The organism is Nodosilinea sp. AN01ver1 (assembly GCF_050565655.1).
GTDB lineage: Bacteria > Cyanobacteriota > Cyanobacteriia > Phormidesmidales > Phormidesmidaceae > Nodosilinea.
The window spans coordinates 18,304-38,133 of record NZ_JBNXVS010000021.1 but is presented as its reverse complement, the minus strand read 5'-3'; the positions used below and the strand labels follow the sequence as shown (position 1 = coordinate 38,133).

Genomic DNA, 19,830 nt, shown 5'->3' with positions numbered 1-19,830 from the left:
GGGTGTTACCCTATACGCCTATGGATACTTCCTTTGCCCTCACCCTACAAATCGTGCTTACGGTGTTGGCCGGCGTTACAGCACAGGTCATCGGGGAAATCGCTAGGGTTCCCAGCATCATTTTCCTGCTGCTGTTTGGTATTGGCCTAGGGCCAGACGGCATTGGGCTGCTCCATCCCCAGGATTTAGGGGTGGGGCTTGAGGTCATTGTGGCCCTCAGCGTAGCGCTCATTCTATTTGAGGGAGGCCTAAGCCTGGAGCTCAGCGAACTGGGCCAGGTGTCAAATAGCCTGCGCAATCTAGTCACCATCGGCATTTTTATTACCCTCATCGGTGGCGGCATGGCCGCCCACTGGCTGGGTGAATTCCCCTGGTCGCTAGCCTTTCTCTACGCTTCTTTAGTAGTCGTTACAGGGCCCACAGTGATCAGCCCCCTGCTGCGCCAGGTGGAGGTCGATCGCAAGGTCGCCACCCTGCTCGAAGGGGAAGGGGTACTGATTGACCCGGTCGGGGCCATTCTAGCCGTGGTGGTGCTTGACATCATTCTCAATGGCGACGCCGACCCAACTACGGTGGTCGGAGGGCTCATCCTGCGGCTGGGCATCGGCACGCTAATTGGGGTGGTAGGCGGTGGCCTGATCGGGCTTTTGCTCAAGCGAGCCAACTTTTTAGGCGAAGACCTGCGCAACCTGGTGGTGCTAGCAGGGCTATGGGGGCTATTTGGGCTGGCCCAGAGCATTCGCAGCGAGTCAGGGCTGATGGCCACCGTGGTGGCGGGCATGATGGTGCGCTGGCTGTCGGTGCCCGACGAGCGGCTGCTGCGTCGGTTCAAGGGACAGCTGACCGTGCTGGCGGTATCAGTACTCTTTATTTTGTTGGCCGCTGATTTGTCGATCGCCAGTGTGTTTGCCCTGGGGCGCGGGGCCGTGTTGACGGTACTGGTGCTGATGTTGGTAGTCCGCCCGGTCAATATCTGGCTGTGCACCCGCTCCAGCGACCTCAATTGGAGGCAAAAGCTCTTTTTGGGCTGGGTAGCTCCGCGCGGCATTGTCTCCGCCTCGGTGGCATCCCTGTTTGCCATTTTGCTCACCGAGCGAGGCATCAGCGGCGGCGACGCCATCAAGGCTCTGGTGTTTCTGACCATTATCTTGACCGTGCTGATCCAGGGGCTGACGGCAAGGCTAGTGGCCGGCTGGCTGGGTATTACCAAGGCCGATGCTGTGGGGGCAGTAATCGTAGGATGCAGCCCCCTGAGCCTGCTAATTGCCCGTTTGATTAAAGAGTACGGCGACCCGGTGGTTATGATTGATACCAATGAGTCTAACGGTGCTGCGGCTGAGAAGGAGGGCATCGAGCTACTGATCAGCAGTGCCCTTGATCACGATGCTCTAGAAAAAGCTGGACTTGGCAAAGCCGGTACTTTTTTGGCTATGACCAAAAATGGCGAGGTCAATGCCGTGGTAGCCCAACGCGCACTGGAGGAGTTTCAGCCCGCTCGGGTAATCGCCGTAGTTCCCCAGGATAAAAGTCTGGGAGAACTGCCCAACAAGGGCCAGCTCAAAGGGGCTCAGACCCCTCATTTATCTCTAAAACAGTGGAATACGTATCTCAACGATGGCGAGGTACGCCTGGGTGAAACCCAGCTGCGGCAGGAGAAATTTGACCTGCAAAAAGCGCATCTAGCCACGCTCGTGCAGGGTGGCAGCATGGTGCCTTTGCTAGTTGAGCGGGGTGATACGCTGCGGGTGACGCTGGGGCAAGACACCTGGGAGGCAGGCGATCGCATCGTTTACCTGTGGCACGACTCTAAACCCAAGTTGCTCAAGCAGCTAGCGGGCGGTATTCAACCCACCCGGCTAACCCTAGAAACTGTGCCGGCGGTTGAAACGATCCCACGGGAACCGCCTCAACCGCGGCCCAAAGCCGAAGCAATGGCTGCAATTTTTCCAGATGAGGCGGCTGCTCTCAACGGAGCAGCCGCTCCAGACGTTTCGACCGAGACAGTCGCGAAGATTCCCCAGGATGGCTCTACGGCCGCAGCTGACACTTAGACTGGTCACTTGCGATCGCTCCCCCGGTTGAGCTCGGCGTTGCCCTTTTACGCTGAGTGAGCTGCTCAGCTACAGTTGTGCTGGCGGCATAGCCTTATCCTCACATCGACATATGGCCCCTACCTCTGCTCATTCCTCTCAGCCAGGTACCCTGACGGGTATAGGCGTTGGCCCAGGCGACCCTGATCTGCTTACGCTCAAGGCTCTAAAGTACCTGCAAAGTGCTGATGTGGTGGCCTTTCCCCAGGGGCGCAACGGCCAGCCAGGATTAGCCCAGCGCATTATCGCGCCGCACTTAGGCCGCCAACAGCTGCTGCCTCTAAATTTTCCCTACGTCCTTGACCAACGCCAGCTTTCTCATGCTTGGCAACAGGCAGGCGATCGCATCTGGCAGCTCCTTAGCCAGGGCCAAAATGTCGTGTTTGCCTGCGAAGGAGATCTAAGTTTCTACGGCACTTTTAATTATTTGGCCCTCGATTTAGAGCGGCGCTACCCGGCGGCAAGAATACAGCGAGTTCCAGGTATCTGCTCACCCATGGCGGCGGTCAGCGCTCTGGGTCTTCCCCTCACCGTGCAGTCCGATAAGCTGGTGGTGCTACCCGCCCTCTATACTTTTGCCGATCTCGAATCTGCTTTGAGCTGGGCTGATGTAGTCGTGCTGCTCAAAGTAGGGTCGGTATATGCGCAGGTATGGGCGCTCCTAAAACAGCGGCAGCTGCTAGAGCAGAGCTGGGTTATCGTCAATGCCACCCAGCCCAATCAGGCCATTTATCGACCGCTTACGCCTTACCCTGATCTCGACTTACCCTACTTCTCTTTGATGGTCATTAGGTCGGGGGTAAATCCGCTACCCTAGAAAAGAGCAGGAACCCAGGCCTATGGGGTCAAGTCAACACAATACGTCCACAGCAGGCGCGCGATCGGAATGAATCCATTTACTGCACCCAGGCTCAGCCAGTTACTTACCACTATCCGCCAACCCCAGTGGATTGCCGCCATTGTTTCGCTGGGGTTTCACGGTGTGCTATTTGCCGCTGGTCCCTCCTTTTCTAGCCTCAACATGACGGCATTAGGAGGCAGCGGCCCAGAGCTAGAAGAGCGCCGAGTGCCGCTAATCGAGCTAACTCCTGAAGAACAGAGTCGACTCCCAGACTTTTCTGCCCCCTCCTCACTATTTCCAAGTAGCGACGACGATTTATTTAGCCTCTTTCCACCCTCAGGCGATAGCTTGCCCCTAGAACCTGGCTCAGACTTTGGTTCATCCATAAAAATACCAGCGCCTCAGTTACCCTCTACCTCCTTCCCAACCGGCATTTCTCCCTACACGTCGCCCGGACGTTCCACCATTAGGCTATCCCCCCGTCGCTCCGCATTACCTTCTATTCCCAATGGCAGTGCTTTAAGACGACGGCCTGAAACATCTACCCAAGGGTCCACCCCCCAAGCCTCAACCCCTACAGCGCTGGCTCCAGAAGAGGCTAACGCGCCCAGCGCTGCTGATTTAGAGCCGCGTCAGACCGACCAGGGCAATACCGCTAGCAGCACGCCTTCAGCCGCGCTCAATCCCTCTGCCCCCAACGTCTCAGATGAAACTGAGCAAGCCAGTGACCTTCTGGCTCGAGTCGAATTCAGCGACGATCAAACCAGTGCAGCAGAGGTAGAAACTGCCAAAGCAGCTTGGCTACAAACCGTTAAAGAGAGGCTGGGCGATACCGTTGCTGAAGCCCCCGAGCCTCTGACGATTGAAGTGCCCTATAGCGGTCGACTGTGCCTAGAGCCCGAGCCTACTGACGGGCTGATAGGTGTTGTTGGTGTACCCGATGAAGCTGATGGTATCAAACTTTGGACTGCAGTCCTTAAGAGCACGGGCTATCCCTTCCTTAACCAGGCTGCTGAACAGGCTCTGCAAGACCTTCAGCAACAGGCAGGCGAAGAAAATGAAAGTCCGATAGACATCAATACCCGGTATGAGGTTGTTGTAGAAGTAGAATATAACAGCCAAAACTGCCTCAGCCGCGAGGCGCTGCTACAGTCTCGTACAGCCGAACCAGAACAACCTACAGCACCGGTAGAATAAGCTACTTAGGCAGATAAGTTTAAGAAATTATAGCTGTGCCAACGATAGGTTTAGCCGAAGGGTGGGTGTCTTAAGTACTCCACCCTTCGGCTAATTTTAGCTACCAAAACTAATATTCGAGTACTCTAAACAACCAGTTAGGCTTGAGGCGCAAGAACGACATCAGCGTAAGTTCCAGAGCGAGCTACGGTGCCCTTCTCAAGTACGTAAATGCGGTCGCAATGTTCAATAGTAGACAAGCGGTGAGCAATAATAATCAAGGTTTTAGACCCAGCCAAAGCCCTGATGGAGTTGCTAATTAACTGCTCAGTCTCATTGTCCAAGGCAGATGTTGCCTCATCTAGCACCAAGATTTCTCTTTGATGGTACAGAGCCCGAGCAATTCCAATACGCTGACGTTGACCACCAGATAGCCTTACCCCTCGTTCCCCAACAGAAGTATTTATTCCATCAGGCAAGTCTGCGACGAACGAGTCTAGTTGAGCTGCCTTGATAGCGTACCATAGCTGGCTTTGATCAATTTGATCACTTGGAACTCCAAAGGCAATATTTTTTTCTATGGTGTCATCAGTCAGGAAAATAGACTGAGGGATATAACCTACTAGATTTCTCCACTCTGACAAATTCTTGTAAATAGACTGATCATCAACTAATATATCTCCTTCTTGCGGAGTTAGGAGACCAAGAATTACATCTACCAAAGTCGTCTTTCCTGCTCCAGACTTTCCAATCAGACCTATAGATTCTCCTTTCTTAATCTCCATTGAAATGCCGTTCAGAGAAGGCTTAGTAGAGCTAGGATACTGATAAACAACCCCGGTAATTTTTAAGTCCGTAGAATAGGTCGGTGTCCGTTTTGAGTTCCAAGCTTCGAGCGTATCTAGTGATTGAATCGAAGTTTTTTGTTCTTTCCAGCCATCGTCTTCAATATCCTTCAGGTCTAAGTACACAACATCAAGGGTATGTGATGAGTTGCGTAGACTGCCAATGCACTGGGCAAGGTTACTAGCAACCGGAATCAAACGCAGCGATGCAACAGCAAAAACCCCCATGCTGGAGAGAGTAGACTGAAAATCTTGGTTTGGCGATAGTTGGGAAGCACATACAAAACCAACAATCGCAATTACTAAAAGGGCCTCAATCATTATCCTAGGGATAAATTGAGCACTCTGGAAGAGAACCTGAAGCTTTGCCTCTTGGTATACGTGCTGCTTAAGGTCTTTGCGAAAGTAATTCTCACAGCCAAATACCCGTGTTTCTTTGATCCCTCCTAATCCATGATTAACGGCTTTAATTGTTTCTTCACGAGCAATAGTAGATAGGCGACCCCAAACTTTCAATCGCTTCATTAGGAAGGAAAGAGCTAAGAACGCAGGAAAAAGCGATATTAGCGAGGTGATTAAAAGCAAAATGTTGGTTCTGGCCATTAGCGCCAGAAGCGTTGTAATCAAAATTACGTGTGAGAACGACTCCACCATCGGCAAAGCAAACATGAACCCGAATCTTTGTGCTTCACCAGCTATCTTGTTTGTATAATCTGCTGTGTTTCGGGTTAAGTGGAAATCGTAAGGAGCGAGAATGTAAGTATCAAACAGTCGCTCCTGAATAACAGCTACTTGATGGAAGAGAATTTTATACGAGTAACGCTTACTCAAAAAGTAGATAATGCTTTTAAGTATAAATACAACAATTATAAAGAGTCCAAACCACACTACTAAATCAGAAGGCTTCGCAAATTCAAAAGTCTGGTATGTACGTGAAAAAACATAGCTATCTTGAATGACTTTCGAAGGATCTCCAGCCAAATTTAGAAAAGGTCCAAGTAATCCTATCCCGAAAGCCTCTAAAATCGACGTGAGCAGAAAAACAAGAATTAAAACGAGTAACTGGCGACGGTTTCCAGAGAAAACGTATAGGAATTTTTGAAAGAGAATCACAATTTACACCTCAAAACTAATGTCTGGGAAAGCCAGCTCTTCTTGTATTCCCAATATTCAGCAAAATATCTAACCCAAGGCCCTCAAGCAAAACGGCTTTTGACTCAGAGACAAAGCTATTGAGAGAAATAATACCCAGTTGATATTGGGGAACAAAACCAAGTAACTCTCAAAGAGATTAAAAAGAATCATCATGGACAAGAAAATCGATGGCCATAAATAAGATGCTTTTTTAAAATTGTACGCTAGCCTAACAGCTCTTGTATAAGCAACTAGCCATACCACAAAAAATAGCGCGAAGCCAATGAGCCCAGCTTCCAAGATTAAGTCTAGAAAACCATTGTGCGAATGTGCTGGAATATGGAATGCAGCATGTTCAAAGCCAGAAGTTAACCTCTCCGAACTCCAAAAGGCTCCCTTCCCATACCCAAAATATAGATGAGGTGGAATTTTAGTGGTTATAACGTAGTTCCAGATTAAGGTACGCGCAGACAATGTTGGATCCCTACCAAGAAAAGTAAGAATTTCAATCCATCTAGATATGATTACGTAGAAAAAACTCATTGAAATTAGAATAGAAAGGTTAACCAATAATATAGTTTTCTTTCCCATCCATTTAAACTTTTGATAGAGTGAAACCAAGAGCAAGCTTGCAACGGACAAGACCAAAGCGGTAACAGAACTACTAATTACAAGGATGGCGAAGCAAAAAACCAGCATTGCGGAAGCCCACCCCTGCTTTTTTTCCGCATAGTTTTTCAACATAAACAGAGTCACTAATAGTGTTGCGGCAATTGCTCCAAACCTATTTTTATCGCCAAAAGCTCCCCTAAAACTCCCTGCGTAATCCCCGGTTTGATGAAAAGCTATACTTGGCATGACAATTGCCAAAAGAATACTAAAAAAGAATGCTATCAACAAAGATTGAATTGCCAAACTAAACTGCTGTTCAATTGTGAATCTAGATGCTATGTAAAGGCTCAGCAAGAACATTGGAATTAATTCTTTCCAAACCACATCCACTGTTGTTGACGGATCTTGAGACCATAAAAAAGAAATGCTAATAAAAGAAATTAGACATAAAACCCATTTGTTACTAAGGGCCGTCTTCAGCGTACTTTTTATACGCAATGCCAATAGTAGTAAAGTAGTTGCATAAATGCCATACCTCATGAGAGTGATTACTGAGCTAGGAATAATGCCTGTTTCAGAATCTTCGGGCCCAAATCCAAACACCCCCATAAAGAAGAGTAGTGAAAAAACTGTGAAAACTTTCTCTGCGAAATCAAGCCTGTTTTGTGATGAAATTTTATCTAGACCAAAGATGGGGATTTGAGCTTCCATAAGGCTAAAGAAGTTAGCTAATTGTAATTGTTCATTTAGGGATCAACGGAACAGGCGTAGCCTTAAGTTGTAGAATGATTGAATTTGCTTTGCCACCTTTCGCTAGCCAATCAAATGCTTCATCAAACGTTGCTTGTAACTATCCAAACAAAATTGAACAAGAAGCACCTTAACGCTCTACCCACTATTCCTACTAGCCTCTTTACAAACTATACATAGCGACCTGAAATAATATATTTTCCATTAGAGCGATTGTAAGCTGCTTCCTTCATGGAAAGCTTGTGCTGAGGAAATCTTGACAGAAAACTGGTTATACGCTCTAGCTTTGTTTTTTTCCTCCATTGACTATATTGATTAGCTACAGGCCCCGACAATACTTCAACCCAACGCCTAATCATATTTTCTACTGTGAATTCTTCAGCCCGTTTCAATCCATTGACTATCATTTTTCGATACAACTCAGGATTTGACTTAAGCTGCTGAATTGCTTTCAGCGCTTCTTGTGGTGACTTAATCTCGATATAGTCAAGATCGGACTGTTTAAAGTCTTGAAAAGCTGGCTCAGGACCAAGTAAAGCGGGCACTCCAGCAATCCAAGCATTAACCAGCTTACTCGCAGGCTTAACCAAAATATCGCTTTCAGTAAGATCCCGAACAGCTAAAACCAGGTCGTCGGTACTATAATCGTTCCACGAAACAATTCCCTCTACAGAACCACCACTAACTTTCAACTCTAGGCCAAGCTTCTCTAATTCTCTTTTAAATTCAGGAGAACGAAACGGTTCATACAAATTCCTGTCATTCCCCTTAAAAGCAACATTTTTGATTATGCTACCTCTTTCCTGACACCTAGGAACTATACCAGGCTGAGGCCAATGGGGAATAAATGCATCCGTTGCGGAGCCTAACTGAAACCTATTTTGCACTACAACAAAATCACAGAGAGCTGGTTTAAACCCATCACTACGGGTGCCGACAACAAAAGAATTAAAAGCCAGATCTCTCGCACTATAGTCTAAGGAACTAACTACATTAATTTGCCCAGTCGTAAACCTATCAGATATTAATACATTGAGTTTTTTTCTCTTCAAGTACAAATAAGTAGTAACAATCCAGCAATCCTCGTTAGTCTTGATACGCGCATGTAGCGAAGCAGGGTCGAGAGGTGGTGATTCAGAAAATAGCTCCGGCCATTTCTCAGGATACTTAAGTACAAATGTGACGGGATAGGGAAGATTGTATGCAGCCCTGTTATTTTCCATGAATTTACTCTGCTCAGGTTTTGGGCTTTTTCATCCTCTATTATATTTATTATTCTTGATTAATAGGGGTGGAAGTCGTTCAATTAGGTCGCGCATCTCTAATACACCCGTAAAAGTTGATTGCAGTTGTAGAGCCGTTGAAACTTCTCACTAATTAACTGCTTCATTTTTCGCACTATCGATCGCTACAAAGCGATTGAATCTGACTATGCATTTTGACTCCTTCTTCAAACCTTTAAAGGCAACATAAACTCAAATCTTTTTAGTCGTCATTAAACAGGTTGAAAATGTTCAAAACGGCTCCGAGCGGACCAAGGAGTGGTGATAGGGCACGGCCAACGTTGTCGATGCCAACCAGATAGCCTTTTTTGGGTACTAAAATTACATCTCCATCTTGAATTTGGTAGCTATCTACTAGGCTAGAAAGATCAACTTTTTGCTCTTCAACTTGTCCATTGTCTGCAAGCCGTACGAGCCTAACCTCACCAAGGGCAGCATCGGCGTTTGGTCCTCCTGCTGCTGCGATCGCCCCTGAGACAGAACTGTTTGGCTGAACCTGTACCTCTCCTGGTCGTACCACTCCCTCTCCAATAACGCGCACTCGGACGTTATCTGGAGCAATGCTAGAGCTTGCTACTAATGCAGGATCAATTTCAGCGTCTGCCAGTGCCCTAGGTACAAAGATAGCGTCACCGTCTCGGAGAACTAAGTTGTTGCCCTGTCCGCCATTGGATATAGCCTCCCACAAGTTAACAGAAATATCTTGCGATTCTCCGTTGGGTAACTGTCGTCTAACGATGACCGACGTGATGTCTGCCGTGCGTCGTATACCCCCAGCGGCTACTAAGGCTGAGGAGAGGGTAGGGGTGGTGGTAGCTTGCGTGATTCTGGCATCAACGTTGAGCTGTGTTTCTGCTGTTGTCAAACTACTTAACTGAACAGGGCCAGGACGATAGACTTCACCTGCTACATCCACGACTACAGGTCGCAAGGCTGTAAGGCTAACGTTCACAACGGGGTTAACTAAGTAAGCATTAAGCCCTTGAGTAATTTCGTTAGACAAGCTGTCCACGGTTTTTCCAGCAGCTTGAATAGACCCTAGGAACGGAAATGGCATGGTGCCATCGGGTAAAACCACCCGAGCACCCGTAAATTCTTCGTATCCAAATACGACTACTGCAATTTGATCACCAGCACCTAAAATATAGCTCCCGGCTGCTTGAGGTACCGACGAGAACTCGGTCGCTGGTGTATTAAAATCAGCGCTCTGCTGTGCCTTAGCTAACCCTAAACCCCATAGACAGTGATGAGCCAATGCAGCTGAAAGCGAAAGTAGAGCAATAGAACGTTTATCTAGTTTCATAGTCTTAACAAATAAATCAACGAACCGTTGTTTGCATTTCTGAGACTGGCATTTTGCCATATTCACCGGCTCTAATGCGGGATACATAGTCGCCATGCTCGTTGTTAATATCTACTCCGTTAGCGACTACGCCCAAAACATTAGCCTGAGAGCGCTCCAAAAATGATTTAGCCGCTAGAGCATTAGCAGAATCTACTTTCCTCGGTCTTAAGACTAGCAAAACACCATCTGACATACGCCCCATCACAGCGGCATCTGCTGCTCCCAATAAAGGAGGGGTATCAATTAGGATGTAATCGTACTGGCGCTTTAACTGCTGAAGTAAGTCTGCCATCCGCTCAGAGTCTAAAATAGCCAAAGGGTTTGGAGGAAGAGCTCCTGCTGTCATCAAAGTAAGATTTTCAAAGACCTGATAGGTCACATCCTGTTGAGTCTCCTCTCTGATAAGCACTTGGCTCAGTCCAGCCCGATTGACTACGTCCCAGATATGATGCTGGGATGGCGATCGCAAATCAGCATCAATAAGCAAAACTTGCTTTCCTGAGTAAGCTAAGGTTGCCGCTAAGTTAGCGGCAACCTCAGATTTACCTTCTTCAGAAACTGAGCTGGTAATGGTGATAATGCGATTGGACATATCTGTGCTAGTAAACTTTAGATTTGCCTGCAGCATTTGAAAGGCAGCAGAAACCATTGGTTGGTCTCGATCTAAAGCAGGAATATAAGCAGAGGAACCTGATGAGCCTAGCCGACTTGCTAGATAAGCCGTTGAGCTATCGCTGCCTCTGGGGCGAAACTTTGGCACCAGACCTAACAAGGTGTAGCCAAGCAGCATCTCTCCATCTTTAGCGGTCTTGACTGACTTATCGACTAGATCTAAGAAGAATGCGCAGGCAATACCCAGCAGACTACCAATAAAAGTTCCAGCCACTAAGGCAAGAACAAGCAAGCTGCCAGCCCCATCAGCGGGTTCTGCTCTTTCTAAAATTTCGGCACTACCGACGGTTTGGTTTTCAGCTAGCTGCGTCTGTTGAAAGGCAGCCAAAAGATTTTCGTAATTGAGCTGGGCGGCCTGCAGGCGCTGGGTCAACTCTAGCTGGCGCTTTTCAAGAGCGGGAAAGGCTTGTATTCTTTCAGCATAGCGGTTGCGAGATTCAACTAAACTCTGAAGTTGGCTAGCCAAGCTAGAGCGGTTAACTTCTGCGGTAGCCAATTCCGTTGTGAGTTGCTGATCTAGCGGACTCATTTGCAAATTGCCAAGACCGGAGAGAGAGGTTGTACCTACAATCTCTTCGACTCGATCGCTGAGGAGGCTTTGCAGCGACGCAACTCGACGTTCTAAATTAATGATTGTGGGATGGGTATCTCGGTACAAGCTGCGTTGACTAGCTAGTTCAGCTTGAGCTAACTGCAAGTCTGTCAGTGCCTGCTGGACAGCAGTAGACTGACTCAAAGTTTCAATCTGCTTGGCCTGCGCCAGGGGAAGATCCAGTTGTTCTTGTAACTCGCTTGCCTGAGTGTTGGCGCTAGCAAGAGTGGAAGATACATCTCGAATTTGAGTATCTAGCTTAGCAATCTCAGTAACTGCAACAGTTGCCTCATCTTCAAGTACAACAATCCCGTTAGCATCCTTGAACTGTTGTAGTGCAGCAGCAGCACGATCGAGATCCGCTTCAGCCACAGGAAGTTGTCGTTCAATAAACTCACGGGCTGTAGCGGCTTTCAGACGATTGCTGAGAATATCTCTGGCTAAATATGCATCCATTACTGCGTTGACGATGCTAGCAGCCTCTTCTGGATCATCCGCACTGTAAGAGATTTCTAGAATATCGGCCTCTTCAGCAGACTCTACCTTGATCTTGCTGCTCAGTGCAGCTGGCTTTAGAGGCAAACCATCATCATCAGTAAGATTTAGATTGTCAATAACAGTCTGCATGACCGCGGTTGACAACACAACAGAACTTTGATTTTGCAGGTTGTTTATCGACAGGGGCAATTCACGCAGGTCTCTCCCAACTCCAGTCAGTGTAGGCGTCAGGTCTGGCCTCACCAGTATGGTGCCCTCTGCACTGTAGGATGGTTCTCGCGTTAGGGCGACAAGTGCCGAACCTGCTACACAAGTGCCTAGCACAAGAGTCGCTGGAAGCCACCGCCGCTTGAGAACAAGCCAGTAGCGTTGCAGGTCAATTTCTTCAACGTAATCTTGGTAGGTCTTACTAGTCATAGACGGATAGAAATGAAATACGCCTGAAAACGGTCTGTCTACTCACGGAAACGGTTTAGGGAGAGGTTGGCTGGTCCAAGTTGCCCTTGCAGAACCCAAGACCTCAATCAAGAGCATGGGTTAGCGGTATGTGGCCAAGGCCCTCCCAGTTGTGAATAGGTGAACAGCTGGTAGATCTCAAATAGGAGGCAAAGACTCGTATAACTGCCTATCTAATTAATATAGATGCATAACCCTTGAGGCAAGCATATCCTATGAAAGCAGGAGCGGGGGTTGCTCGTGGTATCACCTAGCCTTGTCTTGATAATGATGACGATTCTGTAATGCTAAATGAGCCGAGCCTGAAACTCTAGGTTACCCAAGTGAGGCAAGAAGCCATCATCATGCCGGATAAAAAGCCGTCTAGGTACTACAACGACGATTTGGATTGGATAAACGTTTGCCTTTACGGAGAAAGCCAGTCGAATGAGTCAGTTGTTACAACTGACTCATTCGACTGGCTCACGGCAAAAGCTGATAAATTTACAAACTTACTTCAATAGGCATCTTGAAGTTCGTAAAAGTCTGGGGAAATGTAATCTTTGCGGAGAGGCCAACCAACCCAGTCTTCAGGCATGAGTAGCCGCTTGAGGTTGGGATGCCCTTCATAAACGATGCCGTACATGTCGTAGCTCTCACGCTCCTGCCAGTCAGCCGCTTTCCAGATCCAGTAGACAGAGGGCAAGCGAGGATTATCTCGGGGCAAAAATACTTTTACCCTAACCTCCTCCGGTCTGTCAGCATTATCGTCTAGCTTGATGAGATGGTAAAAGCTTACTAGCTCCTTGCCAGGGCCATCATCATAGGCACCTTGACACTGAAGATAGTTAAAACCATAGGCATACAGCGCCGTGCAAATTGGAATCAGAAACTGAGGAGACACAGTAATTACTTCTACACCTAGGTGATCTCTAGGGGCTAGTCCGTGATCAAACCCATTCTCGGTCAACCAGCTTGAAACAGCGCCAGCTTCAGCCAAAGGAGCCCCAGCTTCTGAATCGGGTGTAGAAGACGGTTCAGGTGAGGACGCTTGAGATTCTGCTTCAGCCATTTAAGTTTCCTTCTCTTCAGGAGCGAATTCGGTAATCGCCTCGGGCATAGGCATACCCATGGCCTCCATCAGCTCTTTTGGAGGCACTGTATGAGTGCCAGTTTGTAAGTATTGACCCGTTAAAATTGGCGGCACAGTCTTGAGAGCATGGCTGCGCTCATAAAAACGGTGGGTTTGCAGAGTGTAAGCTCTATCCTGCATCGACTCTGTCGCCACTTTCTTGCGCAATTTAATGATGGCGTCAACGATGGCTTCAGGTCGTGGAGGACAGCCGGGGATGTAAACATCCACAGGAATCAACTTATCGACACCGCGCACCGCCGTAGTGGAGTCGCTACTGAACATGCCACCAGTGATAGTACAAGCACCCATAGCGATGACGTACTTTGGATCCGGCATTTGCTCATAAAGCCTGACCAGGGCTGGAGCCATCTTCATTGTGATAGTACCAGCCGTAATGATCAGATCTGCCTGCCTAGGACTGGCTCGAGGCAGCAGCCCAAACCGATCAAAGTCAAACCGAGAGCCAATTAGGGCGGCAAACTCAATGAAACAGCAGGCGGTGCCGTACAACAACGGGAACAGGCTAGACAGCCGACACCAGTTGTACAAGTCATCTACCGTTGTCAAAATGACGTTTTCAGAAAGCCCATGGGTAACAGCAGGAGGGGCTGAGGGGTTAACCAAGCTCTCGCCGGGAGCCAGGGAGATCTTATCTGTAGCAGAGTTCAAGACCATTCCAGGGCTCCTTTGCGCCAAGCATACACAAGACCAACAACGAGAATAGCAATGAAAATGAGTGCCTCTACAAAAGCCAGCAGGCCTAGTTGGTTAAAAGCCACTGCCCAGGGATACAAGAACACCGTCTCTACATCAAAAATGACGAAGACCAGAGCAAACATATAGTAGCGAATGTTGAACTGAATCCAGGCTCCGCCAATAGGCTCCATACCAGATTCGTAGGTGGTTCTACGAGCTGGCCCGCGACTGACGGGGCGCAAGAGCTTAGATGCTGTCAGGGCCGCCACGGGCACTAGGCAAGACACCAACAGGAAGACTAGAAAGTATTCGTAGCCAGATAAAACGAACACGAGTTCACCACTGCGAAAGGCTTGTATTCAAGCGTGCAGCCTGGATGCTAGATTCAACAGCCCACAGGCTTCAGATGTCATCTTAAGACACTTTAACGGAAAAGCCCGTTCAAAGGGAGGGATTAACGGGTAGTTAGAAAATTACTCTTGCTTATGGCAAGCATTGCGATCACCAGGGACTCAGGCAAAATGAGAGTGATGACCTGTCTATGTCATAATTGTTTACAACGAACGTTCTGCTGCCTGTGGGCCAGCGGTATGTCGACAACCTAAAGGGTGCGGCGATCGCCCCAGTTTGCTCTTGTTGGATTTTGAGGTGCTTGAGTCTTATGAGTACTGAATCTGAGCCTACAGCTAATTCACCAGAATCAGTGGATACAGCAGTGCCTGAAGGATTAGACAGCCCTGAGGGAGACACGGCTAAGTCAGCTGCTCTTTCTCCTCAAGACATGGATCGTTATGAGTGTCGGGCCTGTGGATATTCCTACGAGCCGACTAAGGGCGATAGTCAAGCGAAGGTTCCTGTGGGCGTAGCTTTTGAAGATTTGCCTTTGAACTGGCGTTGCCCGGTGTGTAGTGCCCCCAAGAAACAGTTCAGCAATATTGGCCCAGCTGGTTCACCGTCTGGGTTTAAGGAAAATTTGAACTACGGCCTGGGTGTCAATCGTTTGACGCCTGGCCAGAAGAACATCCTAATTTTTAGCGCTTTGGCTCTAGGCTTTCTGTTTTTCATTAGTCTTTACGGCTTGAAGTAGTGTATCTGGCGCTCTAGCCAAGTTGACAGTAAGACGTTAACGGGCAGGAGTTTAGCTAGCTACGTCTACCAACCGGCGTATTGTGATTTGAGTGTTGTTTAGCAAGTACGGGTTCGAGTTACTTATGCACGCTGCGTTTAATTGGATAAGACGAGGACTGGTAATGCTGGTTGCTATGGCCTTAGCGACCGGTTGTTCTGGTTATTTTTTGGCGGACGCAGATGTGCATCCCTGGGAAGCGATCCAGGTGCCGGTTGACTCCACCCTGTCGGATGTGGCGTTTACTCAAGATCCTAACCACGGTTGGATTGTGGGCAGTCGCAACACACTGCTGGAAAGCCAGGACGGCGGCAATACCTGGGAGGTGCGAGAGCTAGCGCTGGGCGATCAGCCCTACACGTTTACATCAATTGACTTTGCCGGTAGCGAAGGTTGGGTTACAGGTATTCCGTCAGTACTGTTGCATACGGGTGACGGCGGCAAGACCTGGGAAAATGTGCCGCTGAGCAAGGAGTTGCCGGGTTCACCTTTCTTGATTACAGCAGTTGGACCCAGCTCGGCTGAAATGGCTACCGATATTGGTGCCATCTATCGCACTGAGGATGGTGGACGCACCTGGAAAGCATTGGTTCAAGGTGCCGTTGGAGTTGTGCGCAACATGGTGCGCTCTGAGGATGGTCGCTATGTAGCGGTATCTTCGCGGGGTAACTTCTATTCGACTTGGGCCATGGGGCAAGACCAGTGGATTCCCCACAACCGTCAAAATTCTCGGCGCTTACAGAATATGGGCTTTGATAAGGACGGGAAGCTCTGGGTGATTGCCCGAGGTGGTCAGGTGCGGTTTTCTAACTCTCGGGCTTCCGATGACTTCACTGAAGCGATTAGTCCTGAGTTTGGCACTAGCTGGGGGCTACTCGATATGGCCTTTCGGAACGCCAATGAGGTTTGGGTGACGGGGGGCGGTGGCAACCTACTGTGCAGCTTTGACGGTGGTCAAACCTGGTATAAGGACAAGTCTGTACAAGATGTGCCGTCAAACTTCTATAGAGTGAAGTTTGTGGGTCCTGAAACGGGCTTCATTCTGGGGCAGCAGGGCACCATTCTCAGGTATCGTCCTGAGATTGCCTAAGAAAAATTCGGAGATCTTAGCTGAAATAGCTTGTTAGGGTTTCCGGGGTTCTCTATGATTAAGTTAGATTCTTCGTGTTCAGAGAGGAGACGTTGATATGGCAGGTTCTACAGGGGAGCGCCCCTTTGGCGATATCGTAACCAGTGTTCGCTACTGGATTATCCACAGCATTACTATTCCCATGCTGTTTATTGCGGGTTGGCTGTTTGTTAGCACTGGCCTAGCTTACGATGCCTTTGGCACCCCCCGCCCCAACGACTATTACCCCGATAACCAAATGCAGCTGCCGATTGTGACCGATCGCTTTGAGGCGAAAGATCAGATCGACATGTTCTCGAATCGATAACACTTTAGTTATTCCACCGTTTGATTGAACCTATGCAAACCAATTCTCCTAACGAGCCAATTACCTACCCAATTTTTACCGTGCGCTGGCTGGCTGTCCACACCCTGGGTGTGCCTAGTGTGTTTTTCCTAGGGGCGATCGCGGCAATGCAGTTTATCCAACGATAAGAGAAACCCATGGACCGTACTCCAAATCCTAATAAGCAACCGGTAGAGCTAAACCGCACGTCCCTGTTTTTGGGTCTGCTGATGGTTTTTGTGCTGGGTCTGCTGTTTTCTAGCTACTTCTTCAACTAGGCTTTTTGCCGAAGCGGCGCTAGCCGTATGCTGAGGCTGTGTTGAATTTTTACCCAATGAGTAGGAGGTCGAGGTTATGCTTCAGAGTGGACGGATTCCGTTGTGGATTGTGGCAACTGTTGCTGGCACGGGCGTGCTGGTAGTGGTTGGTCTATTTTTCTATGGTGCCTATGCTGGCGTAGGCTCGGCCATGTAACCCTTTTCAAGCCCTCTTTAGCGGGTGAAAAAGCTGGGGTAAACAGGCTTTGTCCTGTTTACCCCAGCTTTTTTTAGGCCTGCTGAATACCGCTGAGGTAGCTCATGACCAAGTTATCGACCCCGGTAATGGCGGTACCGACGACAACAGCGAAAGCACCCAGATCAAGAGCCTGACGGGCTTGAGTTGGGGAAGCGATGCCCCCTTCACAGATAACTGGGACAGGACATTGGGCAACCATTGATCTAAGCAGATCAAAGCCTGGTGGCGTTTGGTGCTGAGTATCTTCGGTGTAGCCGTAGAGGGTTGTACCGACGCAGTCTGCCCCCGCCTCTACCGCCCTCAGAGCATTATCAAGGGTGTCAACATCGGCCATGACGGCTTTACCCAGGTGGTCATGAATGCGCTGAACGAGCTGGGCCAGGGTTTCGTCGCCGGGACGGAGGCGCTGGGTCGCGTCGACAGCAATAATGTCGCTACCGGCCTGAGCGACGGCCTCAGCATGGTGGAACTGCGGCGTGATATAGACTGCCGAGGGGGGGATGACCTGCTTCCACAGGCCGATGATGGGGCTGTCGCAGCGCGATCGCACGGCCTGAATGTGAGCGGGGGTGTCAATGCGAACCCCAGCGGCTCCGCGGTTGAGGGCGGCTTCGGCCATGGCGGCAATGACTGACGCATTGTGCAGCGGCGAGTCGGGCGGGGCCTGGCATGAGACCACGAGGCCGCCCTGCAAGGCTTCCAAAATGGTTTTCAATGGACAGAGTGCTCCTACGGTAGTGCTGACCTGAGCGTTAAACTAGGTTGTCTAATTTTATGGCGGTACGGATCTCGAAAACCCTGCTGGTTGCTGCTATTGGCCTGCTTGCTCTGGTCATTGTGATCAACAACCTGACCGACTACAACGCCAACTTCAAATACATTCAGCACGTGCTGAGTATGGATACGGTCTTTCCAGACAGCCAGTTGACCTGGCGAGCGATCGCCTCTCCGAGGCTGCAAAAAGCTTTCTACGGAGTCATTATGGCTACAGAAACCACCATTGCAGTGCTTTGCCTGGCGGGGGCCGCAAGGCTGGCCCAGGCCATATCCAGCAGCGGCATAGATTTTGACCAGGCTAAGGCTCTAGCGATCTATGGGCTCACCCTGGCCTTCTTATTCTGGTTTGTGGGCTTTATGGTGGTGGCTGGAGAGTGGTTCACCATGTGGCAGTCTGCCGACTGGAATGGACAGCAGCCCGCCTTTCGCTTCATTGGCTGTGTCGGGTTTGTGCTGCTCTACCTCAGCCTGAGCGATCGCGACGTCACGTCTTAAAGCCCTGATGGTGCAGGGACAGCGCGTCTGGCCGAGGTGCCTAAACGCGCGCCAGGGTCACCTGTTCAGCCTGGTCCTGGTATTTACCGCGACGGGTTTCGTAGCTGATCTGACAAGGTTCACCCTCAAAGAAAATTAGCTGTACGACTCCCTCACTGGCGTAGATGCGGCAGTCAGCGCTGGAAGAATTCGAAAATTCGAGGGTGAGGTGCCCCCGCCAGCCAGCTTCGGCAGGCGTGAGGTTAGCAATGATGCCGCAGCGGGCATAGGTTGACTTACCAATGCAAATGACGCTGATATTGTTGGGGACAGAAATTTTTTCGAGGGCTACTCCTAGCCCGTAGGAGTGGGCCGGCAAAATAAAGTAGCTACCGCTGGCGTCGGTTTTTAGCTCAGTGGGCTCTAGGTTGGCGGGGCTAAAGTTTTTGGGATCAACCACGGTGCCGGGAATATGGCGAAAGATTCTAAACTCAGCCGGGGAAAGGCGAATGTCATAACCATAGGACGACAGCCCGTAGCTAATTACCGGTTGCCCCAAGCCTTGGTCGGTTTGATCTAGCTGTCGCACCAGCGAGGGCTGAAAGGGGTCAATCATGCCCTCATTGGCCATTTTGGCAATCCAGGCGTCGTTTTTAATCATGAGGATGGGTGATTGAAGGGCTAGGGCAAAATGTTACGACGAAATTCGGTTACCTGATCGGCGATGTTGAGCAGCGGGGCTGGCATATCGGGGCCGGTGAGAATGACATCGACCTGGGGCGGGCGCTGCTGCAAAAAATCCACCACGTCTTGGGTAGGAATTAGACCGTAGTTGACCGCGAGGCTGAGTTCATCTAGCACAACCAGGCCGTAGCGACCCCTGGCGATCGCGGCCTTAGTCTGGGCCCACAGATCTCTGATCGCCTCTCGCTCACCGGGGCTAACCTCGGGTCCGTGGATGCAGCGGGGCATGTCGGCACGCACCCAGTCTAGGTTCTGGCCAAACTGCACAGGCTGAGATGGCCCCTGGTGAATACCGCCCTTGAGAAACTGCACAATCAGCACGGCCTTTCCCTGATCGGCAATGCGCAGCGCCTGCACCATAACGTTGGTAAAAAAATTGCGGTGTACGGCGGTGAAGACCTGCACAGTACCTTCTACCGTTTGCAGCAGCGGATGGCGAACGATAGACGTAGGAGATGGGCTAAGGGAAAGGGGCTGGAGCTGAGAGACCATGGGCAATTTACAGCAGAGGCAACGAAAGGTGGCGCCCATCACCTACACCAAGGGTACAGCAGCCGAGAGTGCGCTGCCGGATATCAGGTAGGTCTGATGGCTGGGCTAAATATAGCGTGATTTCCCCCCAATGAATCGACAAA

The 19,830-nt window shown here is 49.6% G+C and carries 21 protein-coding genes; 10 read left to right on the top strand and 11 right to left on the bottom strand.

Translation table 11 applies throughout. From position 1 onward, the window contains the following. Nucleotides 1-20: 20 nt before the first annotated feature. From ACQ4N7_RS16630 to ACQ4N7_RS16620, 3 genes are all read left to right on the top strand, one after another. A complete protein-coding gene (locus ACQ4N7_RS16630; RefSeq protein WP_430712620.1) occupies nt 21-2,051 on the top strand; it encodes a cation:proton antiporter in 2,031 nt (676 codons plus the stop codon). A 112-nt stretch (nt 2,052-2,163) separates the two neighbouring features. Then, a complete protein-coding gene (locus ACQ4N7_RS16625; RefSeq protein WP_430712619.1) occupies nt 2,164-2,907 on the top strand; it encodes a precorrin-2 C(20)-methyltransferase in 744 nt (247 codons plus the stop codon). Nucleotides 2,908-2,976: 69 nt separating this feature from the next. Beyond that, nucleotides 2,977-4,128 carry a hypothetical protein gene (locus tag ACQ4N7_RS16620; RefSeq protein ID WP_430712618.1) on the top strand — a complete coding sequence of 384 codons (1,152 nt, stop codon included), beginning with the start codon at nt 2,977-2,979 and terminating at the stop codon, nt 4,126-4,128. A gap of 137 nt (nt 4,129-4,265) precedes the next feature. On the opposite strand, the gene ACQ4N7_RS16615 is transcribed toward ACQ4N7_RS16620, so the two are convergent. The 8 genes from ACQ4N7_RS16615 to ndhC all read right to left on the bottom strand — a co-directional run bounded on the left by ACQ4N7_RS16615 (nt 4,266) and on the right by ndhC (nt 14,436). After that, nucleotides 4,266-6,065: an ABC transporter ATP-binding protein gene (locus ACQ4N7_RS16615; RefSeq protein ID WP_430712617.1), complete on the bottom strand. Its 1,800-nt coding sequence runs from the start codon at nt 6,063-6,065 to the stop codon at nt 4,266-4,268. Nucleotides 6,066-6,134: 69 nt separating this feature from the next. After that, on the bottom strand, nt 6,135-7,409 hold the full coding sequence (locus tag ACQ4N7_RS16610) for an O-antigen ligase family protein (protein ID WP_430712616.1): 1,275 nt from the start codon (nt 7,407-7,409) through the stop codon (nt 6,135-6,137). Between the two features lie 209 nt (nt 7,410-7,618). Further along, nucleotides 7,619-8,671 carry a glycosyltransferase gene (locus tag ACQ4N7_RS16605; RefSeq protein ID WP_430712615.1) on the bottom strand — a complete coding sequence of 351 codons (1,053 nt, stop codon included), beginning with the start codon at nt 8,669-8,671 and terminating at the stop codon, nt 7,619-7,621. A 262-nt stretch (nt 8,672-8,933) separates the two neighbouring features. Further along, nucleotides 8,934-10,121 carry a polysaccharide biosynthesis/export family protein gene (locus ACQ4N7_RS16600; protein ID WP_430712614.1) on the bottom strand — a complete coding sequence of 396 codons (1,188 nt, stop codon included), beginning with the start codon at nt 10,119-10,121 and terminating at the stop codon, nt 8,934-8,936. Then, nucleotides 10,051-12,255: a GumC family protein gene (locus ACQ4N7_RS16595; RefSeq protein WP_430712613.1), complete on the bottom strand. Its 2,205-nt coding sequence runs from the start codon at nt 12,253-12,255 to the stop codon at nt 10,051-10,053. Before ACQ4N7_RS16595 ends, ACQ4N7_RS16600 begins: the two co-directional genes overlap by 71 nt. 535 nt (nt 12,256-12,790) lie before the next feature. Further along, nucleotides 12,791-13,345 (bottom strand): NAD(P)H-quinone oxidoreductase subunit J, encoded by a 555-nt coding sequence (locus ACQ4N7_RS16590; protein WP_430712612.1) that lies wholly within the window; start codon nt 13,343-13,345, stop codon nt 12,791-12,793. Continuing rightward, nucleotides 13,346-14,083: an NADH-quinone oxidoreductase subunit NuoB gene (gene nuoB, locus ACQ4N7_RS16585; protein ID WP_430712611.1), complete on the bottom strand. Its 738-nt coding sequence runs from the start codon at nt 14,081-14,083 to the stop codon at nt 13,346-13,348. Beyond that, entirely contained in the window at nt 14,074-14,436 is a 363-nt protein-coding gene (gene ndhC, locus ACQ4N7_RS16580; RefSeq protein ID WP_106867128.1) for a photosynthetic/respiratory NAD(P)H-quinone oxidoreductase subunit C, read from the bottom strand. The genes nuoB and ndhC overlap by 10 nt, the downstream gene beginning before the upstream one ends. Nucleotides 14,437-14,765: 329 nt before the next feature. Between ndhC and ACQ4N7_RS16575 the strand changes: the two genes are divergently transcribed. The 6 genes from ACQ4N7_RS16575 (at nt 14,766) to ACQ4N7_RS16550 (ending at nt 17,158) form a co-directional block, all read left to right on the top strand. Next, nucleotides 14,766-15,191 carry a rubredoxin gene (locus ACQ4N7_RS16575; RefSeq protein WP_430712610.1) on the top strand — a complete coding sequence of 142 codons (426 nt, stop codon included), beginning with the start codon at nt 14,766-14,768 and terminating at the stop codon, nt 15,189-15,191. Nucleotides 15,192-15,315: 124 nt separating this feature from the next. Further along, the gene (locus tag ACQ4N7_RS16570) at nt 15,316-16,320 is read left to right on the top strand and encodes a photosynthesis system II assembly factor Ycf48 (protein ID WP_430712609.1); all 1,005 of its coding nucleotides are present in this window, start codon (nt 15,316-15,318) and stop codon (nt 16,318-16,320) included. 97 nt (nt 16,321-16,417) lie between these two features. Next, nucleotides 16,418-16,666, top strand: coding sequence for a cytochrome b559 subunit alpha (gene psbE / locus ACQ4N7_RS16565; protein ID WP_106867131.1), 249 nt, complete (start codon nt 16,418-16,420; stop codon nt 16,664-16,666). A 32-nt stretch (nt 16,667-16,698) separates the two neighbouring features. Then, nucleotides 16,699-16,833: a cytochrome b559 subunit beta gene (gene psbF, locus ACQ4N7_RS16560; protein WP_106867132.1), complete on the top strand. Its 135-nt coding sequence runs from the start codon at nt 16,699-16,701 to the stop codon at nt 16,831-16,833. A 9-nt stretch (nt 16,834-16,842) separates the two neighbouring features. Then, entirely contained in the window at nt 16,843-16,962 is a 120-nt protein-coding gene (locus ACQ4N7_RS16555) for a photosystem II reaction center protein L (protein ID WP_106867133.1), read from the top strand. 76 nt (nt 16,963-17,038) lie between these two features. Further along, the gene (locus ACQ4N7_RS16550; RefSeq protein WP_071527210.1) at nt 17,039-17,158 is read left to right on the top strand and encodes a photosystem II reaction center protein J; all 120 of its coding nucleotides are present in this window, start codon (nt 17,039-17,041) and stop codon (nt 17,156-17,158) included. A gap of 73 nt (nt 17,159-17,231) precedes the next feature. Here ACQ4N7_RS16550 and ACQ4N7_RS16545 read toward each other — a convergent pair whose 3' ends face one another. Beyond that, entirely contained in the window at nt 17,232-17,915 is a 684-nt protein-coding gene (locus ACQ4N7_RS16545; protein ID WP_430712608.1) for an N-acetylmannosamine-6-phosphate 2-epimerase, read from the bottom strand. 59 nt (nt 17,916-17,974) lie between these two features. On the opposite strand from ACQ4N7_RS16545, the gene ACQ4N7_RS16540 reads away from it, so the two are divergent. Next, a complete protein-coding gene (locus tag ACQ4N7_RS16540) occupies nt 17,975-18,472 on the top strand; it encodes a DUF2165 family protein (RefSeq protein ID WP_430712607.1) in 498 nt (165 codons plus the stop codon). A gap of 40 nt (nt 18,473-18,512) precedes the next feature. Here ACQ4N7_RS16540 and dcd read toward each other — a convergent pair whose 3' ends face one another. Together dcd and ACQ4N7_RS16530 are read right to left on the bottom strand one after the other, a co-directional pair. Next, nucleotides 18,513-19,112 (bottom strand): dCTP deaminase, encoded by a 600-nt coding sequence (dcd, locus tag ACQ4N7_RS16535; RefSeq protein ID WP_430712606.1) that lies wholly within the window; start codon nt 19,110-19,112, stop codon nt 18,513-18,515. Between the two features lie 20 nt (nt 19,113-19,132). Beyond that, nucleotides 19,133-19,687 carry a P-loop NTPase family protein gene (locus tag ACQ4N7_RS16530; protein WP_430712605.1) on the bottom strand — a complete coding sequence of 185 codons (555 nt, stop codon included), beginning with the start codon at nt 19,685-19,687 and terminating at the stop codon, nt 19,133-19,135. Nucleotides 19,688-19,830: the final 143 nt, after the last annotated feature.

Bases quoted from the DNA above. Each gene is read 5' to 3' on its own strand.
- ACQ4N7_RS16600 (WP_430712614.1), bottom strand. From the start codon at position 10,121: ATGTATCCCGCATTAGAGCCGGTGAATATGGCAAAATGCCAGTCTCAG.
- ACQ4N7_RS16590 (WP_430712612.1), bottom strand. From the start codon at position 13,345: ATGGCTGAAGCAGAATCTCAAGCGTCCTCACCTGAACCGTCTTCTACA.
- nuoB (WP_430712611.1), bottom strand. From the start codon at position 14,083: ATGGTCTTGAACTCTGCTACAGATAAGATCTCCCTGGCTCCCGGCGAG.
- ACQ4N7_RS16575 (WP_430712610.1), top strand. From the start codon at position 14,766: ATGAGTACTGAATCTGAGCCTACAGCTAATTCACCAGAATCAGTGGAT.
- ACQ4N7_RS16595 (WP_430712613.1), bottom strand. From the start codon at position 12,255: ATGACTAGTAAGACCTACCAAGATTACGTTGAAGAAATTGACCTGCAA.
- ACQ4N7_RS16540 (WP_430712607.1), top strand. From the start codon at position 17,975: ATGGCGGTACGGATCTCGAAAACCCTGCTGGTTGCTGCTATTGGCCTG.
- ACQ4N7_RS16610 (WP_430712616.1), bottom strand. From the start codon at position 7,409: ATGGAAGCTCAAATCCCCATCTTTGGTCTAGATAAAATTTCATCACAA.
- psbE (WP_106867131.1), top strand. From the start codon at position 16,418: ATGGCAGGTTCTACAGGGGAGCGCCCCTTTGGCGATATCGTAACCAGT.
- ACQ4N7_RS16570 (WP_430712609.1), top strand. From the start codon at position 15,316: ATGCACGCTGCGTTTAATTGGATAAGACGAGGACTGGTAATGCTGGTT.
- ACQ4N7_RS16630 (WP_430712620.1), top strand. From the start codon at position 21: ATGGATACTTCCTTTGCCCTCACCCTACAAATCGTGCTTACGGTGTTG.
- ACQ4N7_RS16620 (WP_430712618.1), top strand. From the start codon at position 2,977: ATGAATCCATTTACTGCACCCAGGCTCAGCCAGTTACTTACCACTATC.
- ACQ4N7_RS16625 (WP_430712619.1), top strand. From the start codon at position 2,164: ATGGCCCCTACCTCTGCTCATTCCTCTCAGCCAGGTACCCTGACGGGT.
- dcd (WP_430712606.1), bottom strand. From the start codon at position 19,112: ATGATTAAAAACGACGCCTGGATTGCCAAAATGGCCAATGAGGGCATG.
- psbF (WP_106867132.1), top strand. From the start codon at position 16,699: ATGCAAACCAATTCTCCTAACGAGCCAATTACCTACCCAATTTTTACC.
- ACQ4N7_RS16550 (WP_071527210.1), top strand. From the start codon at position 17,039: ATGCTTCAGAGTGGACGGATTCCGTTGTGGATTGTGGCAACTGTTGCT.
- ACQ4N7_RS16530 (WP_430712605.1), bottom strand. From the start codon at position 19,687: ATGGTCTCTCAGCTCCAGCCCCTTTCCCTTAGCCCATCTCCTACGTCT.
- ACQ4N7_RS16555 (WP_106867133.1), top strand. From the start codon at position 16,843: ATGGACCGTACTCCAAATCCTAATAAGCAACCGGTAGAGCTAAACCGC.
- ACQ4N7_RS16605 (WP_430712615.1), bottom strand. From the start codon at position 8,671: ATGGAAAATAACAGGGCTGCATACAATCTTCCCTATCCCGTCACATTT.